General features: G+C 38.0%; 7 protein-coding genes. All 7 read right to left on the bottom strand.

Annotated elements, in window-relative coordinates:
* Positions 1 to 110: 110 nt before the first annotated feature.
* Entirely contained in the window at positions 111 to 2,249 is a 2,139-nt protein-coding gene (locus ACE1CC_RS24615) for an ABC transporter ATP-binding protein/permease (protein WP_413273076.1), read from the bottom strand.
* A gap of 90 nt (positions 2,250 to 2,339) precedes the next feature.
* Positions 2,340 to 3,518: a 2-isopropylmalate synthase gene (locus ACE1CC_RS24610; protein WP_413273075.1), complete on the bottom strand. Its 1,179-nt coding sequence runs from the start codon at positions 3,516 to 3,518 to the stop codon at positions 2,340 to 2,342.
* Between the two features lie 97 nt (positions 3,519 to 3,615).
* Positions 3,616 to 7,788 (bottom strand): non-ribosomal peptide synthetase, encoded by a 4,173-nt coding sequence (locus ACE1CC_RS24605; RefSeq protein ID WP_413273074.1) that lies wholly within the window; start codon positions 7,786 to 7,788, stop codon positions 3,616 to 3,618.
* Entirely contained in the window at positions 7,785 to 15,560 is a 7,776-nt protein-coding gene (locus ACE1CC_RS24600) for an amino acid adenylation domain-containing protein (protein ID WP_413273073.1), read from the bottom strand. Before ACE1CC_RS24600 ends, ACE1CC_RS24605 begins: the two co-directional genes overlap by 4 nt.
* 123 nt (positions 15,561 to 15,683) lie before the next feature.
* Positions 15,684 to 17,705: a DUF2235 domain-containing protein gene (locus ACE1CC_RS24595; RefSeq protein ID WP_413273072.1), complete on the bottom strand. Its 2,022-nt coding sequence runs from the start codon at positions 17,703 to 17,705 to the stop codon at positions 15,684 to 15,686.
* A gap of 54 nt (positions 17,706 to 17,759) precedes the next feature.
* A complete protein-coding gene (locus tag ACE1CC_RS24590) occupies positions 17,760 to 20,993 on the bottom strand; it encodes a non-ribosomal peptide synthetase (RefSeq protein ID WP_413273071.1) in 3,234 nt (1,077 codons plus the stop codon).
* Positions 20,994 to 21,100: 107 nt separating this feature from the next.
* On the bottom strand, positions 21,101 to 23,576 hold a 2,476-nt coding region (locus ACE1CC_RS24585; protein ID WP_413273070.1), incomplete at its 5' end, for a condensation domain-containing protein.

Here is a 23,576-nt window from a genome sequence, read left to right as displayed (position 1 = left end):
CTAGCTGACTCTGCTTTATTAAGGAAAAGCATTACTAGTCCTTAGATAGATGATTTGTATTGTCAGGTGATGTTGCTTGAGAATTTGGACAAATTTTTTAGTAACAGAGGCTAAAGTCTCATCCATTTCAATACTTTCGGGTCTTTATTATAGTAGTAGGTCACGCCATCTTTAGTTGTCACGGTTTTACGTTGGCTGGCCATACTTCTAATGCTACTGAGTTGATAATCTGTTAATTGCTGCATTTCCTTATGGGATAACCCGACGGTTGCTCCGGGTGCGGCGGAAATTTCTACATCTTGAGAAGGAGTCTCAGGAGGATTTTCTGGGCTAAGTTGTGGGGAGATTTCTAGAATGTTTTGTTCAGGAGTCTCAGGAGGATTTTCTGGGCTAATTACTGAGATTTCTATGATGTTTTGGTCAGTCATCGCCGGGGGATTATCGATTGTGTTTGGAGGATTTTCTTCTTGATGATTGACGATCGCTTTTTGCCGCTGATAATCGGACATAGAGACGAGTCGCCATTTAGAATTCTCTGTTAATTCCAATACCCATTGATGATAATTAAACAGGCTTTCTCGATGTCCTACACTGATAAAAGTTGCCTGAGTTTGTTGTAATTGTTCATATAAATGTCCTTCATTTTTCAAATCCAAAGCACTAGTGGCTTCATCTAATATGGTGAAACGGGGACGACTCACTACCAATCGTGCAAAAGCAAGGCGTTGTTGTTCGCCCAAAGATAAGATATTTTCCCAAGGAACTTCTTTATCAAAACCTTCGATTCGTGGCAGTAAATTTTGCAAATTAACTTGTTGTAAAACTGCTTCTAGTTCTCGATCGCTCATTTCCCGAGTAGTATGAGGATAAAGTAACTGTTCGCGCAAAGTTCCCAAAATAATATAGGGACGTTGCGGTAAAAATAACATATCTTCTAGAGGAGGTCTGACTAACCGACCAGTTCCAGCATTCCACAGACCTGCGATCGCACGCAACAAAGAACTTTTCCCTCGTCCACTAGGCCCAACAATTAATAAACCTTCTCCTGGATGCACCGTGAGTGATAGCTTTTCCACGATCACCTCTTCGTAGTCAGGCGTTTCTAAGGTGACATTCTCAAAAGCCAAACGGTTATCTTCAATTGTTTTAATAGTACTGACATTCTCAGGCTGTTTAATCACAGATTCCAACGCACCCGAAAACTCAGATAAACGATCGATATAACTGGTAAGTCTTCCTGAAGTACCAAATTCGGCAATTAATTCTGCCATAGCACTTGAAAAAGAACCGCAAGCTATACTAGCCTGACTAATTTCGCCAAAATCAATTTCACCTTTTAGGTATAATGACCCGAATATGATCAGGGGAAAGATTTGGAGAACTGCTTGATATCCTCTGTTGAAAAAATCCTGATTTCTCTCCCAATTAATTTTGCGTTGAGTAGTTTGAAGAATATTCTTAAATCTTCGCATTACTATATTTAATTCTTTGTCTTCTCCCTGAAAAAAAGCTATTGACTCTGCATGATTACGAATATGAGTTAGGCTGTAAGTATAGTCTGCTTCAAATCCAATTTGGTCTTTATTAATATTATTCAATTCTTGAGTCAAGTAAAGAGCAATTAAATTGCCTATTACAGTATAAATAACCACTATAACTGCCACCCATCGGGAAAGCGACCAAAGAATTACTAGAAAAACGGACATTTCCAGTACTTTTTCTAGGAAAACAGCCGAAAAGCTGAGAGCATTCTTTGTCAGGGGTGAGAGTTCTTGGGATATCCTTTGATCTGGATTATCAATATCGGATTTAAAGTTGATTTTATAATAAGCACGGTTGCTCAAATATTTTTCTAAAATATGATTATTTAACCATTGATACCAATCAAGAGCGATTTGTTTTCTAACAAATTTAGAAAATCCTACTAATAAAGTTGTGCCGACTAGAACAGCAACGTAAAGCCATAACGAATCAACAAATTTATTAACATCTTTATCTTTAATAATGACATCTATTAAATAGCGATAAACGAAGGAATTAAAAGCATTTATACCCACAAGCATGGCGATTAATAATATTAGGAGAATCAGCATTGCCCAGGAACTCATTACGGCTGAGAATGCTCTTCCTCCCGGCTGTGTTGGATACCAGTAAGGTGCTAATATTGCTCTAACATTCTGCCAAAATCCTGTAGAACTTTGTGTAGAATTACTCGTTGAATTTTTATCAATAGAGATTGTAGATTGCATATCTTTAGTTCAAATTTAGAGGAGGGAAATTGAAATTAAGAATTCAGCAGGTTGACTGGGAAAATTTCTTTGCTGAATCCTTAAGATTGATTAATCAAATATACCATTTTTCCATAACTCTACAACCTCATAAGCTGTAAAATACCGTTCTTGTTCGGTAGCAAGAGATTTAATTTTTGAGCGCATTTTTTCGTATTTGTCTCTCGGTTGGGGATTTTGTAGTTGCTTTTCAAATAGATATTGGAAATTACTAACTCCACTCCATTTGCCAAAGACAACTTCGATCGTATTATACGGGAATACCGCATAACTCTTAGGATCGGAAAATAAAGAATTTACATGGATACCTGATTCATGGCGTTGAGTACTCTGAGAATAAGGAGGAGCAGGACGAACCCCCAATTTTTCAATATAATCAGTCACAGTGGCAATAGCATCATAGTTAATTCCCTCAACTTCCATACCAAAGCGAATTCGCAACCCATTTAACACCTGCTCTAAGGCAACATTTCCCGCTCGCTCTCCTAAACCGCAAAATGTCCCTGAGACTAAAGTGGCTCCTGCCATGAGAGACTGGAGAGTATTTTCCAAAGCCATGCCCATATCATTGTGATAATGTACCCCCAATGCAACGCCGGGAGCAGATTGAAGCAGATCGTTAATCCAGATATAGCTTTTTTCTGGATTCAAAATACCAACTGTATCACAAAGCAAAAAGTTTTCGGTATAGGGACTAAAAGAGCGAATACATTGCACTAAATAGTCAAAATCGGCTCTAGAAGCATCCTCAACAGCAAAGTCTACTCTGAGTCCAGCAATTCTGGAAGCATAGTGCAAGTTTTCCACAGTTAAATTAATAGCATTTTGGCGGATTTTATTAATTATTTTTGTTGGGATATTATCATCAATGGTTTTGCCTTTAAATTCGCTCATGAGGCGAACTTGGGGGTCTCGCAGAAACAGTAGTCGATCGGAAAGCCCCAGAAACAAAATAATCCGTTTAACACCGTAGTTTTTGGCTTTATCAATATACTCCTTTCCCATCATTGTAGAAGCAGTGATCAGAGCGGACCATCCATCTATGACTAATGATTTAACTAACTCTTCTTCTTGTTGACAAACAGCAGGCATAATGGCTAGTCCATGAACTCCTGTTTGACGAATCAGATGGGCAAGTTTATGTTTGGTTGGATAAGAGAAGAAAATTCCAGCTTGTTGTTCTCCATCCCGCAGGGTTTCATCATAAATTTTGAGCGAAACAGTTTCCATAATTCCTCTGGTCAAACTAGTTTATTGCTGTTGGTAATTTGTCATTAAAAAAGCCTTTTTAAAGGACTAAAGTCCTGACTACAAACCTTTTTATAGGTTAAGACATCAGGCGATGTAATTTAGTCGCTAATATTTTTACGTTTGGTTCATAAAACATTCTCCCATGATTTCCCGGTACATTTATCACCTTGACAGGGTTTTGAGTGTATGCTTGCCATCCCCAATCCGGTAAATTGTAATGGGAAATAGCTTGCAACTCTTGTAAAACAATTTCATGAACTTCTTGAACCCGAAATAAAACAATGGGGGCAGAAATTGAATGATTAGGACGATAATTTGCGTAATTGAGTGTTAGCTGTTTCATCACTTTCATATTGGTTTTGAGTAAATCCAGGCTGGAATGTTCCGGGAGAATATTATGCCGATATAAATACTCTGCTGCCAGATTCCAACAAGCTTGGTCGTCGGTTTGAGCAAGTAAATCGGCGTATTTCAGTCCTAAATCAACTTGCTTTAAGGCTTCAATTCTTTGAATTAATTGCCAAATCCAATCAATTTCTTTTCTAGCAATGAAATAGTCAGGGTACGCAACTAATCCAGCGTCAAAGATAGCTAGTAAATCTAGCTTTTCGCCTTGTTTTTCTAGTTGGGAAGCCATTTCAAAAGCCACAGCACAACCTGAAGAATATCCGGCTAGGATATATGGGCTTTTGGGTTGCTGTTGACGTAATAAATCAATTAGTTGAGTTGCATGATCTTCTACTGATTTCGGAAGTGGGCTAAGTCCATCTCTTCCTGGTGTTTCGAGTCCGTAAACGGGGCGTTCAGTTCCTAATTTGATTGCTAAATCTCGAAAATAGAAACTATGTCCGTTGGCACCGGGAAGACAAAATAGAGGGGTGGCTGTTCCTAAAGGTTGAAGTAATAGTAAATCGGGGTGTGCTTGCGGCACTTCAGTATTACCAAGTTCTGGTGCTAGTTGAGCAATTGTCGGATTTTGAAATAAAGTGTTCAAAGAAAGTTGTTGCTCAAAAATTTGTTGAATATTGTTGAGCAATTTCATGGCTAATAAAGAGTGACCGCCTAAGTCGAAAAAGTTGTCATGAATGCCAATTTCTTGGCGATCGAGTACAGTAGACCAAATCTGTGCTAATTGTTTTTCAATATCATTGCGTGGGGCTATATATCCGCCTGCAACAGAAATATTGGGAATTGGTAAGGCTTGGCGATCGACTTTGCCATTAGGAGTTAAAGGCAATTCATCAAGCACAATGATTTGAGCAGGTATCATGTAATCGGGTAGACGGGATTTGAGGTAATTTTTTAATCCAGTTGTTGAATCATTGTTAATTACGGTTATATATGCAATTAAACTCTGGTTTTTTTCAGTTTTATATACAGTTACAACTGCTTCTTTAACTGAGGAATGTTGTAACAAAGTTGCTTCTATTTCCCCGATTTCAATCCGAAAACCTCTAAGTTTAATTTGGTCGTCAATGCGTCCTAAATATTCCAGATTTCCCTCATAATTCCATCTGGCTAAGTCGCCAGTTTTGTAAATTCGCTCAGTTTTACCAAACAAATAAACTTCAATAAATTTTTCTTTGGTTAAGTCGGGACGATGCAAATAACCTCTAGCTAAACCTACTCCGGCAATACACAATTCTCCTGGAATTCCTGGAGGTAATGGTTGATTTTGGGCATCTAAAATATAAATGCGGGCATTGGGAAAAGGTTTACCAATTGGCGGTTTTTTGCCATTAGGTTGACAAGAAGCAGCTACCAAACAAATCGTAGTTTCCGTTGGCCCATAACCATTCCAAAACTGTCGCCCAGGTGCCCATTTTGTGACTAATTCAGCTGAACAAGCTTCTCCGCCGACTACGATAGTTTGCAAATTGGGTAAAGCATCTGGGGGTAATACAGATAACATTGAAGGGGGGATAACTATATGAGAAATTTTGGCTGTTGCTAATAAGTTTACTAAGCTTTGAGTGTTTAATAAAGTTGATTTTTTGCTCAGATACAAACAAGCTCCCACTACCAAAGTAGGGGCAATTTCAGCCATAGCCATGTCAAAACTAAAAGAAGCTAGTTGCAGGTAACGGTTGTGGGGTTTAACTTGAAAAGTTTGTAGCCATGCTAAAACAAAATTAGTCAATCCTCGATGCTCAATCATTACTCCTTTGGGTTTTCCGGTGGAACCAGAAGTATAAATTAGACATACTAAGTTTTCTGGTTTAGTTTGAAGTGGAAGATTTTCTGTTGATTCGCCATCAAATTTTTCTGAGTCTAAGCAAATAAGTTTACAGGAGCTTTTTAAGGGTAATTTATCTTGGATAAAGCTTTGAGTTAGTAATATTGATGCACCCGAATCTTCGAGCATAAATTGAATGCGTTCTGGCGGGTAATAGGGGTCGATCGGCAAATAAGCACCACCTGCTTTTAGAATAGCCAATATACCAATAATCATCTCGAAAGAACGTTCAACGCAGATACCAATAAAAGTGTCGGGTTGAATTTGGTGATTTTGAATTAGGTAATGAGCTACTTGGTTGGCTTTTTGATTGAGTTGTTGATAAGTTAGGTTTTGGGATTCAAATACTAAAGCGATTTGATGAGGGTTTTTAGTAACTTGTTGTTCAAATAGGTCTACAAATGTTTGATTGAGGGGATAGTCGGTTTGAGTTTGATTCCAGCTTTGTAGTTGGAGAAGTTCGGATGGTGTGATTAAAGGTAGTGTTTTTATTGGTTGGTTGGGGCGATCGACAATTCCCTGAAGCAGAACTGTAAAATGTTGGGTCATTCTTTGGATTGTGCTACTCTCAAAAAGGTCGGTAGCATATTCCCAAACACAATTTAATTGATGATCGGATTCGATCGCCATCAATGCTAAATCAAACTTAGCAAATGGACAGGTTAAATCGAACCATTCAATTTCTAAATCTGGCAAATTTAGGTCGGTATTTTCATTATTTTCTAGGATAAACATCACCTGAAATAATGGATTATGACTCATACTCCGTTCTGGTTGTAACTTTTCTACCAGAAACTCAAAGGGAATGTCTTGATGAGCATAAGCATCTAAACAATTTTGGCGAGTTTGTTGGAGGAATTCGATAAAAGTTTGCTCAGGGTTTATTTGATTTCGCAACACTAATGTATTGACAAAAAAGCCGATTAATGATTCTGTTTGGCTATGGGTGCGGTTAGCAATAGGAGAACCAATACAAAGATCGTTTTGGCGACTATAACGAGAAAGTAAAATACTAAAAGCCGCCAATAAAATCATAAACAAGCTAACTCCTTGTTGTTGACTCAAGGTTTTAATGGCAGCGGTTAATTCAGGAGTTAGAGAGTATGAATAGCGTTTTCCTTGGTAATTTTGTAATGCTGGACGGGGATAATCAGTAGGTAATTCCAGTAAAGGTGGAGCATGATTAAGTTGCTGTTTCCAGTAGTTAATTTGGGTTTCTAATACTTCTCCTTGTAACCAGTTTCTTTGCCAGGTTGCGTAGTCGCTATATTGAATCGGTAGGGGGGGAAGATTTGGGGTTTGATTTTGGGCAAAGGCGGTATAAACTTGGCGTAATTCTTTAATAAATACCCCGATTGACCAACCATCAGTGATAATATGGTGCATATTAATTAGCAACACATATTTCTGTTCTTTTAGTTGTAACAATATGGCTTTAAATAAAGGGTCTGTATTTAAGCTAAATGGTTCTTGAACATAGTTATTAATTAAATGCTCGACGTTTGGGGACTGGGGATGTTCATCCAGGTTTTGCCAGTCTATTATTTTTAGAATTTCGATTTCGTCTAAGTTTTGGATTACAATTTGAGGTTGTCCCGCTATTGTGGGAAAGTACATCCTTAGACTGGTATGACGGTTAAGGAGATAAGCGAAACTAGAACGTAGGGCATTAATATTGAGGTTGCCTTTTAATTGTAGAGCGATCGGCATATTGTAACTAGCCGATCGCCCTTGAAGTTGTGCTAACAGCCAGAGACGTTGTTGAGCAAATGAAAGAAGTTTTGGTGCGTCATCTGGTAATTTAGGAATTTCTTCTGCCATCATACTTTTGGCTTTGGCAGTATTTAAGAATGCTAATATATCTGCTTTGTTGTTTTGAATTTCCTGCTTAAGCTCAGAGGTGAGGGCGTTTTTACTAGTACGAATTCGTAGCTTATCATCTTCAGCCCAAATTTTGCAGCCCAAGTTCTGCAAACGCAGCATTAAAGAAACTACTGGCTCTTTTTGTGTCATAGTTCAATTTCCTCTTCATCTGAGTTTAAAGGTTCCATATCTGTGGAGGAGGAATTAATCCATAAGCAGGTATCAATATAATTTGCTAATTCATTTAGTGTTGGTGATTCAAACAGTTTTCGCAAGGGGATTTCTACTTTGAATTGATCGCGGATGCGGGAACATAATTGAGTGCCTAATAAAGAATGTCCTCCTAGTTTGAAGAAGTTATCTTGACGGGCAATTATTTCATATTTTAGTAGCTTTGCCCAAATTTGGGCAAGCAATTTTTCGGTTGATGTAACTGGTAGTTCAATGTTTGTTGCTGTAAATGTTGTGCCTGGTTTTGGTAATGCTTTGCGATCGACTTTTCCATTTGGGGTGAGTGGCAGTTTTTCTAAACCAATGAAATGGCTAGGAATCATATATTCGGGGAGAGTTTTGCCTAGAAAATCTCGCCATTCATCTAATAATCCTGGCTCAATTTCAGTGGTGCGATATTGTAAAGGTTGATTGGCGTAATGTTGCCAAGGTTTCAACCGGAAATTATGCTTTTGAGTGAATCTTGGTATGGTAGTTTTTTCCGGTTTGTTCCTTTGAAAAACTACATCGTAGCTAGCAAAATCTGTGGAGTTGTATTGGACAAAAAGTGTATAAGATAAATCTCTTATTAGACTTCGGAATGCTTCAGGTTCTATGCCTAATTTGGCTTGGGAAACTGCGGTTTTTAAGTCGGAAACATTGCCATCTAATTGGGCAATTTGTTCTAAAAGTAACATTTCTTTGGTTAACCGAGCATTGGGAATATTTTTAATGCCTAGCAAATCTGGTTGTTGTGTTGTGAGGATTTGCTCGATTTTTTCCGGGTTCAATTCTTCAGTTTCCCAATCTAACCATTCTGGTGTCGCAATGGAATTATTTATCCGATCTAAGTGTAAAACAACATCATAGCGGAAACGGCTCATTTCTGTGTGAGCATAACCACGTTTTAATTGAATTTGGACTTGACTAATGCGAGGAAATTTTTGTTTTAGGGCGATAAAGAAATCGGGATCGATTAGTAATTCGCCTTCGTTGTTTAGGCTTTTCTGAATCCGTTGGTGTAACTCTTTAATTGATAAGTCATCTTCGGCGCGATCGAACTCTACTGCTGTGTGGAAAGCTGATAATAAATGAAGGTTTCGTATATCTCCAATAAAGATTGATCCTTGATTGTTTACAGCTTTTATTGCCCCTTCCAACACAGATAAAAAGTAATCTAATGTGGGGAAATATTGGATAACGGAATTTACAATTACCAAGTCATAAGCATTTTTTTCTATGCCGTCAAACTGGTTAGCGGCGCTGGTTTTTAAGGTAACTTTTTCCTGAAGAGATTGCTGTTTGAGATGTTGTTCAATATACTGCAATGCTTCCGGCGAAAAATCTGTACCGAAATAATGTTGACAATGGGGCGCAATTTTAAATAATAACATTCCCGTTCCACAACCTATTTCCCAAACTCGATTGGGTTTAAGTTCTAGAATTTGCTCAACTATTGTATCTCGCCATTCTTGCATTGCTGCTTTGGGATAAGGTTCTCCGGTGTAGCGATCGTTCCAACCCGCTAAATTAAGAGTGGGATCTTCTGGGGAATTGGAGTTAAGATAAGCATCGGTAAATACTTGTTGCCAAAGTTCTACTTGTTTATTTTGCCGGTCGTCATTTTCTGTTGATTTGGGAACAATATATGCTACTAAACGTCGATCAAACTCGCTGTCTTCTCTGACAATAACGACTGCTTCTTTAATTGTGGGATGTTTGATTAATGATGTTTCAATTTCCCCTAATTCAATGCGAAAACCACGCAGTTTGATTTGACGATCGATGCGACCTAAATATTGTAAATTGCCATCAGGTAGCCAACGGGCTAAATCTCCTGTTTTATAGATTCGTTCAGTTTGGTTAAATAAGTTGAGGTTAATGAATTTTTCGGCAGTAAGTTCGGGGCGATTTAAATAACCTTGGGCTAATCCTGCACCTGCGATCGCTAATTCTCCAGGTATGCTAGGGGGAAGGGGTTGATTGTGTTTATCGAGAATGTAAATGCGGGTGTTGGCGATCGCTTTTCCGATCGTTGGTTCATGTTGGGCATTTTTAACAACTTTCGTAAAAGTCGAGTAAGTTGTGTCTTCAGAAGGGCCATAAAGGTTATAAATTTCTGTTACTGATGTCGCTTGATATAAAGCTTGTACCAAACTATTTTTTAATGGTTCTCCTGCTAAATTGATCGCTTTTACACTGGCGGGAATTGCGTTCATATTCAACAATTCCGCTGCTGCACTGGGAACTGTATTAATCAAGGTAATTGGCACAATACTTTTTTGGGCTTGCTCAATGTAAAGTGCATTTTCTACTACTATTACGCTACCGCCTTGAGTCAGGGGAACGAAAATTTCAAAGATTGAAAGGTCGAAACAAATTGAGGTTGATGCTAAAACACCTGTAAGTTGTTCGGCGCTGAAAATTGTGTGTGCCCATTTGAGCAAAACTACTGGACTATAATGAGCAATGGCAACGCCTTTAGGTCGTCCTGTGGAACCAGAAGTGTAAATTATATAAGCTAAATCATTAGGTTTACTTTGGGGAATTGGGTTTTTTGTTGGCTGATTTGTCCATGTTTCTTGTTCCAAAAAGATCATTTGATAGTGGTTTGTCAGTTTTTCTAAGGGCAGTTGTTTTTTAATATTGCTGGTTGTTAGTAATAGAGAAGCATTACTATCTTCGAGCATTAATTGAATGCGTTCTTGGGGATAATTGGGATCGATCGCTACATAAGCCCCACCAGCTTTGAGAATTGCAAATATGCCGATGAGCATGGAGAGCGATCGCTCAACACAAATCGCTATCAATGGATTATCAGGCAATTTTTGCTCTTTTTTTAGTGACAACAAATGATAGGCTAACTGATTAGCTTTTTGGTTTAATTCTTGATAGCTTAAACTCTGGTTTTCAAATACTACGGCTATTTTATCAGGGGTTTTCGCTACCTGTTGTTCAAACAAAGTTACTAATGTTTGGTCTTGAGGATAATTAATGTCGGTTTGATTCCAAAGTTGCAGTTGTTGGATTTCTGCGGTTGTAATTAAAGGTAGCGTGCTGATTGGTTTTTGGGGATTTTGGGTAATTGCTTCTAGCAAGATTTCAAAGTGTCCCGCCATGCGTTGAATTGTTTCTGGCGCAAATAAGTCTGTAGCATATTCCCACATACAATGTAGTCGCTCATCTATTTCGCACAGATCCAAGGTTAAGTCAAATTTAGCAAATGGATAAATTTGATCTAAGTATTTAACATCAAGTTCGGGTAAATCCACATTTGTCCCCGCACTTTCCGTATTTTGCAATACAATCATCACCTGGAACAAAGGGTTATAGCTGAGACTGCGTTCTGGGTGCAATTGTTCTACCAGGTGTTCAAAGGGAATATCTTGATGGGAGTATGCTTCTAAACAAGTTTGGCGGGTTTGTTGCAGTAATTCAATAAAGCTTTGCTCTGGTTTAATTTGGCTTCGCAGGACTAATGTATTCACAAAAAAGCCGATTAACCCTTCAGTATAGCTATGGGTGCGGTTGGCGATCGCAGAACCAACACATAAATCTTCTTGACGGCTATAACGCGATAATAAAATGTTAAAAGCCGCCAACAAAGTCATAAACAAACTAACTCCCTGTTTTTGACTCACAAGTTTGAGTTTTTCAGTCAACTCGCTACTCAAACTATGTTCCTCGCGTCCACCTTGGTAACTTTGTTGCGCTGGACGTGGATAATCTGTAGGTAAATCGAGTAATTGAGGCGCATCTTTTAGCTGTTGTTGCCAATAGTTTTCTTGAGTTTCTAAAATTTCTCCTTGTAGCCAACTGCGCTGCCAAGCTGCATAATCTGTATATTGAATTGGCAATGGTGAGAGATGCGGAACTTTCCCCGATGCAAAAGCAGAATAAGCTTGTTCCCATTCCCGTTTAAATACTCCCATTGACCAACCATCACTAATAATATGGTGCATATTGATCAGGAGTACATTTTTATGTTGGCTTAGTTGCAGTAATTTGGCTTTAAATAATGGGCCTTTGTTTAAATCAAAGGGTTCTGCTGCATGAGTATTTGCTAGGTTTTGGACGGTTTCGGCTTGAATTTGGGGAGGGAGTTGTTGTAGATTGGCGATCGCTAAAACTTCTACATCTTCTGGATTTTTAATAACTACTTGCGCCTCTCCTGCAACTGCTGGAAAACAAGTGCGGAGAATTTCATGGCGTTTAATCAAATAAGCAAAACTGGCACGCAAAGCTTCAATATTTAACTTGCCATTTAGTTGCCAAGCTGATGACATATTGTAGTTAGCCCAAGTTCCTGCACCTTCCAATTGTGCTAAAAACCAAAGTCTTAATTGAGCAAAAGAAAGGGTTTTAGGCGCGTTTTCTGGTTGGGGTGTAATACTTGGTAAAGCGACACTGGAAGCAGCTTTATCAATTTCTCTTGCTAACTCAAATAAAATGCTATGTTCAAATACCTTGCGGACAGATATTTCTACTCCAAAACTATCACGAATCCGGGCAATTAATTGGGTGGCTAATAGAGAATGTCCCCCAAGTTCAAAGAAGTTGTCTCGCCGACTAACATAATGTACGGGCGGGTTTTGTTTTAATTCTTTTGTGGCGATTACAGAAGTGTCTGCTAAACCCGCCCCTACTTTTAAAAGAGCTTGCCATAAAGTAGCCAGTAGTTCTTCTGTGGGAGTTACTGGCAGTTCTAAATTAGTTGTGGTGTATGTATTTGGTGTTGGGAGGGATTTGCGATCGAGCTTACCATTAGGAGTAATTGGTAACTTATCCAATACCATAATCTGCGCTGGAACCATATAATTTGGCAGCAGCGTTTTCAAGTATTCCTTTAGTTGATTACCTAAATTGCTGGATTTCTCCGCTGCTGTAATATATGCCACTAACCGAGTATTACTATCAGTTTCATTGAGGATAACAACAGCTTCTTTAACCGATTGGTGTTGCAATAATAGCGATTCAATTTCGCCAAGTTCAACTCGAAAACCTCTGAGTTTAATTTGCTCGTCAATGCGTCCTAAATATTCGAGCTTTCCCTCGTAATTCCATCTAGCTAAGTCGCCAGTTTTGTAAATTCGCTGTGTTTTACCAAACAATTCAACTTCAATAAATTTTTGATTGGTTAAGTCAGGACGATGCAAATAACCCCTGGCTAAACCTACTCCTGCAATACATAATTCCCCTGGAATTCCCGGAGGTAAAGGTTTATTTTGGGCATCTAAAATGTAGATTCGGTTATTAGCTATTGGTTTACCAATGTCGGGTTTTTTCCCATTCGGTTCGCATTCGGCTATACTCACTGTAACCGTTGATTCTGTTGGCCCATAGCAATTGAAAAAATGTCGTTCTTTTGCCCATTTTGTTACTATTTCTGCTGGACAAACTTCGCCACCAACAATTATATATTGCAAGTCTGGTAATGGAGTTTGAGGTAATAAAGATAAGGCGGAAGGAGGTAGGGCTAAATGAGAAATTTTGCGATCGCGCAACAAATCAACCAAACTTTGACTAGGTAACAAAGCCTCTTGTTTAGCTAAGTACAAACTCGCGCCTGCTCCCAAAGCTGTAGCAATTTCACCAATAGATAAATCGAAACTAAAAGAACCAAATTGCAGCCAACGAGTTTCTGGTTGAATTTGAAAAGTTTCCCCCCAAGTTAAGGTTAAATTCACTAAGGCGCGATGTTCAATCATCACACCTTTGGGTTGTCCTGTGGAACCAGATGTATAAATTAGATATGCTAAATTTTCCGGTTTAGTTTGAGGTGGAGGATTTTCTGTTGATTCACAATTAAAGGTTTCTGACTCTAAACAAATAGCTTGACAAGGGGTTTTTAATGGTAATTTCTCTTGAATATAACTTTGGGTTAGCAATACTGATGTTCCCGAATCTTCGAGCATGAATTGAATCCGCTCTTGGGGATAGTTGGGGTCAATTGGTACATAAGCACAACCTGCTTTTAAGATAGCCAATATACCAATTACCATCTCGAAAGAACGTTCTACACAAATGGCAATTAAAGCATCTGATTTAATGTGATGATTATGAATTAAATAATGAGCAAGTTGGTTAGCTTTTTGATTGAGTTGTTGATAAGTTAAGCTTTGGGATTCAAATACTAAAGCGATGCGATCGGGGTTTTTAGCAACTTGTTTTTCAAATAGGTTAACAAAAGTTTGATTCAAGCAATAATTATTATCTGTTTGATTCCAATCTTGTAATTGCTGAATTTCATTTTTTGTGAGTAATGGTAAGCTATTAATTGGTTGTTGAGGGCGATCGACAATTGCTTCGAGCAACACAGCAAAATGTTGGGTCATTCGGTGAATGGTACTCCGATCGAACAAATCGGTAGCATATTCCCATTCCCCGATTAATTCTTGGGAAGTTTCTCGAAAAATTAGCGATAAATCAAACAGAGTAGTTGTATTTTCCCAATTAAAAGGAGTAACGGTTAATCCATTGGTTTGCAGTTCTTCCTTAGTTTCATTTTGCCAGCCAAATGCTACTTGAAATAAGGGATGATGAGAGAGCGATCGCTCTAATCCCAGTTCATCCACTAATTTTTCAAAGGGCAAATCTTGATGATCGTAAGCATCCAAAGTTACTTGTTTTACTCTATTCAGTAATTCTAAGAAAGTGGGATTTCCCTGCAAGTTAATTCGCAAGGCTAAAGTATTGACAAAAAAGCCAATTAACCCTTCAATTTCTTTACGGTTGCGATTGGCGATCGCAGATCCTACAACAATATCTTCTTGTCTGCTATAACGCGAAAGTAAAATTGTAAATGCTGCCAACAAAGTCATAAACAGGGTTGTTCCTGACTCTTGACTCAAACGCTTTAACTTTTGGGTTAAATGGCGATTAATAGTTAAAAATTCGCTACGTCCTCGAAAAGATTGGATTGAGGGGCGCGATCGATCTGTGGGCAATTCTAACAAAGGCGGAACATCAGCTAATTGTTGTTGCCAATAATTGAGTTGAGTTTGCAGTATTTCTCCCTGTAACCATTCTCTTTGCCAATGAGCAAAATCTGCATATTGCAGCGATAATGGGGGTAATGGAGAGGGTTTTCCAGCGCTAAAAGCAGCATAAAGACTAAACAATTCTCGGCGGAATATTTCCACTGACCAGCCATCACAAATTATATGATGAATGACAATTAATAACAAATGAGAATTTGCTCTCAGTTGCAACAATTTTACCCGCAACAAAGGTGGATTTGCTAAATCAAAAGGTTGCCGGAATTCTTCTATTGCTAAATCTTGTGCTTTCTTTAATTGCTCTGTTGCTGTTAATTCTCGCCAGTCTATCACCTCCATTGACAATTTTACAGTCGGATGAATTACCTGGATTGGCGCTCCCTCAACAACTGAAAATGTAGTGCGTAAAACTTCATGCCTTTGGACAATTTCTCTAATAGATTTTTCTAAAACAGGTATCTTAAGATCGCCCGTAAGTTGCCAAAAAATAGGAACATTATAGGGGCAATTCTCTGCTTCTAATTTATCAATAAACCATAATCTTTGTTGAGCAAAAGAAAGGGGAGGCGGTTGTTTTCGAGAAATCTGTCTTAGGGATGAATTTTGTTGATGATTATTTTTCCGGGATAATTCTTGTTGCTCTCTGAGCTTTTGCAGAACTAATTCGCGTTTTTCAGGAGAAAGATTTTCCAGACGTTTTAATAGATCGCTCATAACATCATTCAGAGAAATGCCAATTTTAATGATTTAATCATCATTCGGATTATTGTGAAGATCAACCTTTACAAATATCTTTAATTAGCTCAAAAAAGATATTTGTAAAGGTTGGCTTACTAATCACTCAGAAGCAAGTAAAACTGGAATAACTGATTTGAGATTTTCCGGGCGATAATCTGGGCAAGCTTTCAGTCGTTTTACAACACTACTATGAACTGAAATCCGCGATGAATGTATCGATCGCCATCCCTCTCCTCTTAACATATAAACTCCCTCAACAGTATTATCAAAATACGTTGTTGGATCTGGTTTAATCTGAAAATCTTCGCTGTCATTTGCAGTTGAATAAAATTCTAACCCTAAATTTTGTGCCTTCTGGAGCATCCATTGCAGTGCATAATCTGATAATCCTCGATAATCTTTATTCCCTCCACCAACACAACTATGTTCACCAACAAACCACACTTCCTCTACTACTTGATTAGGATTTTTTTCATTTTTATTTAGAGGAGTGGAAGGAAAAACTTGGCGTTTTTCATCAATAGCTACGGCATGAAAACCATTTTCCACAATTGGGCTTAGGGTAGCATCATAAAATTGATAATTGATATTCCAGATTTTTTCAATGGCTGGCAAAGGTAGTACATCAGGAATGCCTAATGTTCCCACTGTTTCCCAGCAGCCTAACATTTTGATGGGGATGTTATTCTCTAAATTAGTTGCTCCCTGAGCAACTTTTTTAGAGTTTTCTTGACGGAATTTTTGAGCTTCTAGAGAATCATGAGTGATTTCACTATCTCGATAAAGCTCATAAGCTTTTCTAATTTCTTGAATCTTGGAACGTCTTAATAAACCACATTTGTAAATCATCCCCGCTAAACAACGAACAATATAGGCACCGCGACTAAAACCAAATAGGTAAATTTCATCCTGAGAGTCTGGATCGTAGTTCATACATAGAAATCGGTAGGCATCTTGAATAAGCCGATCGATTCCCCATCTAAAAGCGCTATCACCAAGGCGATCGATCAACTCAGGTATATTAACATCCTCTCTACTAGATCCCGATGAATAGAATACTAATTGTGGCGTTTGATCGTCAGCTGTATATTTAACCAACCGGGCTAATTTTAGTACATTTGTAGGATAAGCACTCGTTAGTTCATGCCAAGTTCCATCACAACAAACTACTAAGCGTTTTTTCTTGCCCACAACAACTGGCGACTGGGGAGTTTCTTCATTCTCATTAACTGCAATAGTTGGTTGTTCAGTTTCTCCTGTAGCGGCTGATTCTGGAGCAATAATTATTGGTTCAGTTTCTCCAGTAGCAATAATTATTTGTTCAGTTTCTCCTGTAGCGGATGATTCGATCGCTGTAATTATTTGTTCAATTCCTTCTGGAGAAGATGATTCGATCGCTGTAATTATTTGTTCCACTTCTCCTGTAGCGGATGTTTCAATTGTCGTTGTGATTTGTTCAATTCCTCCAATAGTAGAGGATGAAGCCATTGCAGAAATTATTTGTTCAATTCCTTCAGTAGTAGAGGATGAAGCTATTGCAGAAATTATTTGTTCAATTCCTCCCGCCATATCAATTCCTCCCGCAAGAGAAGATAATTGTATCGCCGTAATTATTTGTTCAATTCCTTCCGTTGTAGAAGATGAAGTTATCGCCGTAATTATTTGTTCAATTCCTTCTGGAGAAGATGTTTCTATTGTCGTAATTTGTTGTTCAATTCCTTCATCTGTAGAAGATGTTTCGATGGTAATTGTTTGTTCATCGCCAGTAGATGATGTTTCTATTGCCGTCATTGGTTGTTCAGTTCCTTCGATAGAGGATGATTCGGTTGCATCTTCTTGAGTAACTTCAGTTAAATTTTCATCTTCGGTTACTGGTTGATTTTCTTGTTGGTTTTCGGTTTTTTTCTTTCTGATAGGCATTGCTTCTTCACTCCTAGTTGCTCCGTAAATTATGGCGTTATCATTGTAACTACTTTTATCATTAACATTGCCATTTAATGGCAAGTAAGCAGACAATCCCGGATCGTTCGTGATTGCGGTTTGAATTAAGGGGAAATCTTGAGAAAATTCCAGGTCATCATCTATACCATCCAACGTCAGCACTAATTGTTCGTTATCCATTTGATTTTTCCTTGTTGTTGTACTTTTGCTAGTTGTACTCCGGGCTTTTTTGGTTTATCCAGAACTTAATTGTTGTTTTACTTCCCGATCTGATAACTCATTAACCTCCCCTAAAATCCGATTTAGTTCATCATCTCCTACCTGTTCAACTTGTCGATCGATTACTTTTTGTGATAATTCTGCAATCGTGGGATTTTCAAACAAATAACGCAAAGTCAAATCTATAGAAAATGCTTCTCTTAATCGAGAAATCACTTGCGTAGCTAGTAAAGAATGTCCTCCTAACTCGAAAAAGTTATCGTAAATTCCCACCTTTTCTAATCGCAATACTTCAGTCCAAATTTGGGCTAATTCACTTTCAGTAGAGTTACGAGGCTCAACAAAATTAACCTCTAAATTTCTTTGGTAAATATCGGGAGCAGGTAAAGCACGACGATTAATTTTATTATTAGAAGTTAGAGGCAATGCTGACAAAAATACGAAAGTTGCAGGAATCATGTAATCAGGCAACTTTGTCTTGAGGAAGTTTCGCAGGCTGCTAACAGTTGGCTCTTTATCTTTGGCAACGAGATAGGCTGCCAAATACTTGTTTCCCGGTTCATCTTCTCTCGCCATAACGACAACTTGTTTGATGTTATTGTGCTGATTTAAAACTCCCTCGATTTCTTCTATTTCTATGCGGCAACCCCGAATTTTTACCTGAGTATCAATTCGCCCTAAAAATTCTAAATTACCATCAGGAAGACGGCGAATTAAATCTCCTGTTTTATAAAGTTTATCACCCTCAACAAAAGGATTAGCAATAAATTTTTCCCTGGTTAATTCCGGTTGATTAAAGTAACCTCTAGCTACACTAGCACCACCGACATAAAGTTCTCCGGGAACACCAATGGGAACTCTGTGTAAATATTGATCTAGAAGATATACTGTCCTGTCGCCAATAGGTTTGCCAATGGGAATTGTATGGAGATTTTCAGGAAGTTGTTTAGGAACTGGATAACAACAGGTAAAAACTGTACATTCTGAAGGGCCGTAAGCATGAATAAGTTGGGTTTCCGGCAATAGTTCTAAAGCACGACGAACATGAGATACACAAACAAATTCTCCTCCAAATAAGAGTTGTTTAATTCCTAATAATGCTTCTGGTATTGTATCAATAATGTAATTGAAAAAGACTGTAGTTAGAAACAGGGTATTAACATTTTGCTCTAGAATAATTTTACTTAAATCTTCGGGTGTGGGAATTTTTCCTGGGTAAAGTACACAACGCCCACCGTAAAGTAAGGGAGTCCAAAGTTCTAAGGTGAGTGCATCCCAAGAAATTGATGAGTGTTGCAGCCAAATTTGTTCTGCATCAAGTTGAATGTAATCCACCCCAAACATAAAACCCATGAAGCTACGATGGGGAACTTCCGATCCTTTTGGGTTTCCGGTTGTGCCAGAGGTGTAAATAATATAAGCTAAGTTTTCAGGATTAACTTCTTTTCGTAAATTATCTTGTGTTTGTTGGGCAATTATTTCCCAATCGGAGTCAAGTTTAACTACAGTTTTATCATTAATTGCAAGTTTCTCTTGTAAGTGACTTTGTGTTATCAGGATGGTGATTTGGGCATCTTCCATCATGAATTGTAGTCTTTCTGAAGGAAAAGCTGGATCTAGGGGAATATAGGCTCCTCCTGCTTTGAGAATACCTAATATTCCTATTACCATTAATAGCGATCGCTCTACACAAATCCCAACTCTTACCTCTGGTTTAACTCCCAATTTTTGTAAATAATGGGCTAATTGATTGGCGCGGTTGTTTAATTCTCTATAGGTTAACTGTTGTTCTTCATAAACTAAAGCTATAGCATCTGGACTTTTTTCTACTTGTTCTTCAAATAATTGATTAACACATTTATACTCATATTTAATCGTCGCAGAATTTTCTAACTTAATTAATTCTTCTTGTTCAGCTTTGGTTAACAAAGAGAATTGAGAAAGGTTTTGTTGAGGATTGGTGGCAATTTCTGTGAGTAATGTTTGGAAATGTCCAATCAGGCGTGCGATCGCATCTGCGGCAAAGCGGCTAGTATCGTAGATAATCCTGCCAGCTAATTCTGTTTCTGGATTAATGAAGATCGTTAGCGGATAATTTGTCCGTTCAAAACAACGAATATTGCTAAGTTCTAAAGCTTTTTTACTTTCTGATTTAGAAGTATCGATCGGATAATTTGCAAACACCAAAATACTCTCAAATAATGGCATTTTTCCAGGGATATTACTCAGGCTTTGAATGTCTGCTAAAGAGTAATAAGCATACTGTTGTTGTTCAATTTTTTTGGTTTGTAAATCCTCAAGCCAGGGTAATAGTTCGTCATTTCCAGAAAGTTTAACTCTGATGGGAAGAGTGTTAATAAATAGTCCCACCATTGATTCTACTCTATCAAGAGTAGTTGGGCGACCAGATACAGTTGCACCAAAAACTATATCATTTTCTCCACTGTAGCGACTCAGTAGTAAGGAATAAGCTCCTTGCACCAAAGTATTCAAAGTTAAATGATGCTGTCTGGCTAAAGATTGCAGTTTTTCGGTGATTTTTGGGGATAATTTAAAAGGTTGTTCTTCATAGTTTTGTTGTTCGGCTGCTTTGTTTGCGATCGCTTTTCTATCTACTCCCAAAGCTGTAGGAAATTCAAAGCCCTGTAAAGTTTTTTGCCAGAAATTTTTGGCTTGTTCAATATCTTGTTCTTGTAACCAAATAATATAATCTCGATAGGGGCGAGAAGGTGCCAGTTCTAAAGATTCGCCGCGATAATTAGCTTCATATAAGCCAAAAACTTCTTTAAGAATAATCTGCATTGACCAGCCATCAAATAGAATATGATGATGACTCCAAATAAATTGGTAAGTTTGTTCCTCTAACTGAATTAGAGTGAAGCGCATTAGGGGAACTTCACTTAAATCAAAGGTTTTTTGGCGATCGCTTTTGGGCAAACTCTCTAACCTTTCTTGTTGTTCAGCTTTGGTTAAATCACGCCAATCGTGACAAAAAAGATGGCAATCAACCCATTTATTTACCATTTGTAATGGTTTTTCGATTTCTTCCCAATGAAAGGAAGTTCTTAAAACTGGATGACGAGAGACAACTTGTTGCCAAGCTTGCTGAAAAATCGGTAAATCTAAGTCTCCTTTGAGAACACATAATAGCTGCCCAAAATAAATCTCTGATTCAGGAGAATAGAGACTATGAAACAGCATTCCCTGCTGCATTGGTGACAGTTCATATAAATCTTCAATCTTATTCATGCTTTCACCTCTTATTATTTTCTTACTGAGGTAATCTAAATATTTAATAATTGGGCTAAATCAACTATCAGTAAATTTTCTATTTCCTGTTTAATTGCAGATATTTTTTATTTTAAACCTCTTTTTTTGTTGATTTTGCTCATAAATTTGTCTAGCTGTTGTTGATTGAGTTTGGCGGCAGTAAAGTCAGAAGCTGTATAGGTTGGACACTGTTTTGACTGACAGTGAACAATCAAAGCTCTTAAGGTTTCCATGAATCCCAATGCCAAGGTTTCAATGGTGTCTCGTTTGTGAATTTTATTACTATAAGCGAAATCCATTTCTAACTTTCCTGAGTGAATTAATCCACTGATGGCGATTAGATGAGTGCGATTTCCTTGCTTGCTCTGTTCTGATTTCCACTCTTTAGCGGTTCCCAAAATTTCAGATGCAGACAAGACGCGATCGAATTGACCTAAATAATTGAAACTTACCTCTGCTTTAGGTAAACTCTGCAATTTATCTTGGACTATTGGATCGGAGTGTAAATATCGCAAGATACCATAACCAATACCATGTTTAGGAAGACAACGCAGCTGCTCTTTAATTAACTTTAAATTTTCTCCTAAATTATTTACATAATTCATTTTCAATTGCAGGGGAAATATGGTAGTAAACCAGCCTACAACACGGGACAAATCTACATCTTCAAATAAATCTTCCCTTCCATGTCCCTCTAGATCGACTATTAAGGATTTTGCCCCTGTCCATTGGTGAAAACTACTTACTAATGCAGTTGACAAAATATCATTAATTTGTGTGTTGTAAGCAGCTGGTACATCTTGGATCAGGGCGCGGGTTTCATCTTCATTTAAAAATATAGTAATGGAATCAGTTGATGCTAAAGTATTACTGTCTTTTTCCAGGGGAAAGTCTACTGGTAAAGGAGTAATATTTCCGGTAAACTGAGATAACCAGTAATCAAGTTCTTGGGTTAATTTCTCTGATTGACTGTAGGTAATTAATTTATTAGCCCATTCTAGAAATGATGTGGTTTTTGGAGGTAATTGAATTGCTTCGCCACTCATTAGTTGTTGATAAGCTGTGGCTAAATCTTCGAGTAAAATTCGCCAGGAAATGCCATCTACTACTAAATGATGGATAACAATTAATAATTGATTTGGTTGATTGCTTCCCAGTTTAAATAAGGCTACTCGCACCAGAGTTCCTGATGAGAGATTAAGGCTTGATTGAAGTTCTGAGTCTTTGAGTTGAATAGCTTTTTGTTGTTCGTCTAAGGGAAGTTCTGATAAATCGATAATGGTGAAAGGGACTGTTTCTTGGGGGAGGTTAATAATTTGTTGTGGGGGATTGGTTTCTTGGACAAAGTGCGATCGCAAAATATCATGATGCACCAACAACTGCTGCACCGCTTGCTTTAATAATTCCGGTTTTACTGCTGATGGAATCTCTAGCAAAGCTGACTGATTAAAATAGTGAGCATCGGGTAAGTTTTGCTGGAAAAACCAATGTTGAATCGGTGTTAACGGTACTAAACCTGTAACTAAATCTTGGTTAGCTTTAATCTGCGAAATTGTGCTGACAACGGTGGCTAATTCAGCAATAGTTTGATGTTGAAACAGTTGTTTTGGAGTTAGTTTTAACCCCGCTTGATTCGATCTTGATATCATCTGGATACTGATAATTGAATCGCCACCTAATTCAAAGAAGTTGTCATGAATGCTAACTTTTTCCACTCGCAAAACTTCAGCCCAAATTGCTGCTAATTTCTCTTCTGTGGAAGTGCGGGGAACGACAAATCCCACCTCTATTCTGTCTGAAATATCTGGAGAAGGTAAAGCCCGATAATCTACTTTTCCATTAGGCGTTATCGGTAATTTATCTAATTGAATGAAGGCAGAAGGAACCATGTAAAGGGGTAACTTCTGTTTGAGAAAATGGCGGATTTCCTCTATTTTAACTGGTTTTTCCTTGCCAATAATGTAGGCGACAAGACGCTTATTACCTGGGAATTCTTCCCGTGCAATAACGACAGCTTGATCAACCTGAGAATGCTGATTTAAAACTGTTTCAATTTCGCTAAGTTCAATCCGAAAACCGCGAATCTTTACCTGATTATCAATTCTACCTAAAAACTCAATGTTGCCGTCTGGTAAGTAACGAGCTAAGTCACCAGTTTTATAGAGTTTTGAATTAATAAATTTCCCCTTGTCCTCTTGTCCCCCTTGTTCCCTATTACTGAAGGGGTGAGGAATAAATTTTTCTTTGGTTAATTCTCTTGCGTTTAAGTAACCTCTGGCTACACCTGCACCGCCAATAAAAAGTTCTCCTGGTACTCCAATCGGAACAGGTTGTAAGTAGCGATCGAACACATATACTTGAACATTACTAATTGGTTTTCCGATCGGGATTTCCTGACGATTAAGAGTGTTTTCTGATAATTTAGATAAAGTAGCAACTACAGTTGTTTCAGTTGGGCCATAACTATTAACTAACTGCGGATAATTACCGATTAATTGATACCAAGTTGCGACTTTTTCGGGTAATACTCTTTCTCCCCCAATAATTACTAATCGCAATGAT

The organism is Floridaenema aerugineum BLCC-F46 (assembly GCF_041929345.1).
Classification (GTDB): domain Bacteria; phylum Cyanobacteriota; class Cyanobacteriia; order Cyanobacteriales; family Aerosakkonemataceae; genus Floridanema; species Floridanema aerugineum.
The sequence above is the reverse complement of the archived record's forward strand: the minus strand, read 5'-3'. Positions and strand labels throughout refer to the sequence as shown.

Bases quoted from the DNA above. Each gene is read 5' to 3' on its own strand.
- ACE1CC_RS24615 (WP_413273076.1), bottom strand. From the start codon at position 2,249: ATGCAATCTACAATCTCTATTGATAAAAATTCAACGAGTAATTCTACA.
- ACE1CC_RS24610 (WP_413273075.1), bottom strand. From the start codon at position 3,518: ATGGAAACTGTTTCGCTCAAAATTTATGATGAAACCCTGCGGGATGGA.
- ACE1CC_RS24605 (WP_413273074.1), bottom strand. From the start codon at position 7,788: ATGACACAAAAAGAGCCAGTAGTTTCTTTAATGCTGCGTTTGCAGAAC.
- ACE1CC_RS24600 (WP_413273073.1), bottom strand. From the start codon at position 15,560: ATGAGCGATCTATTAAAACGTCTGGAAAATCTTTCTCCTGAAAAACGC.
- ACE1CC_RS24595 (WP_413273072.1), bottom strand. From the start codon at position 17,705: ATGGATAACGAACAATTAGTGCTGACGTTGGATGGTATAGATGATGAC.
- ACE1CC_RS24590 (WP_413273071.1), bottom strand. From the start codon at position 20,993: ATGAATAAGATTGAAGATTTATATGAACTGTCACCAATGCAGCAGGGA.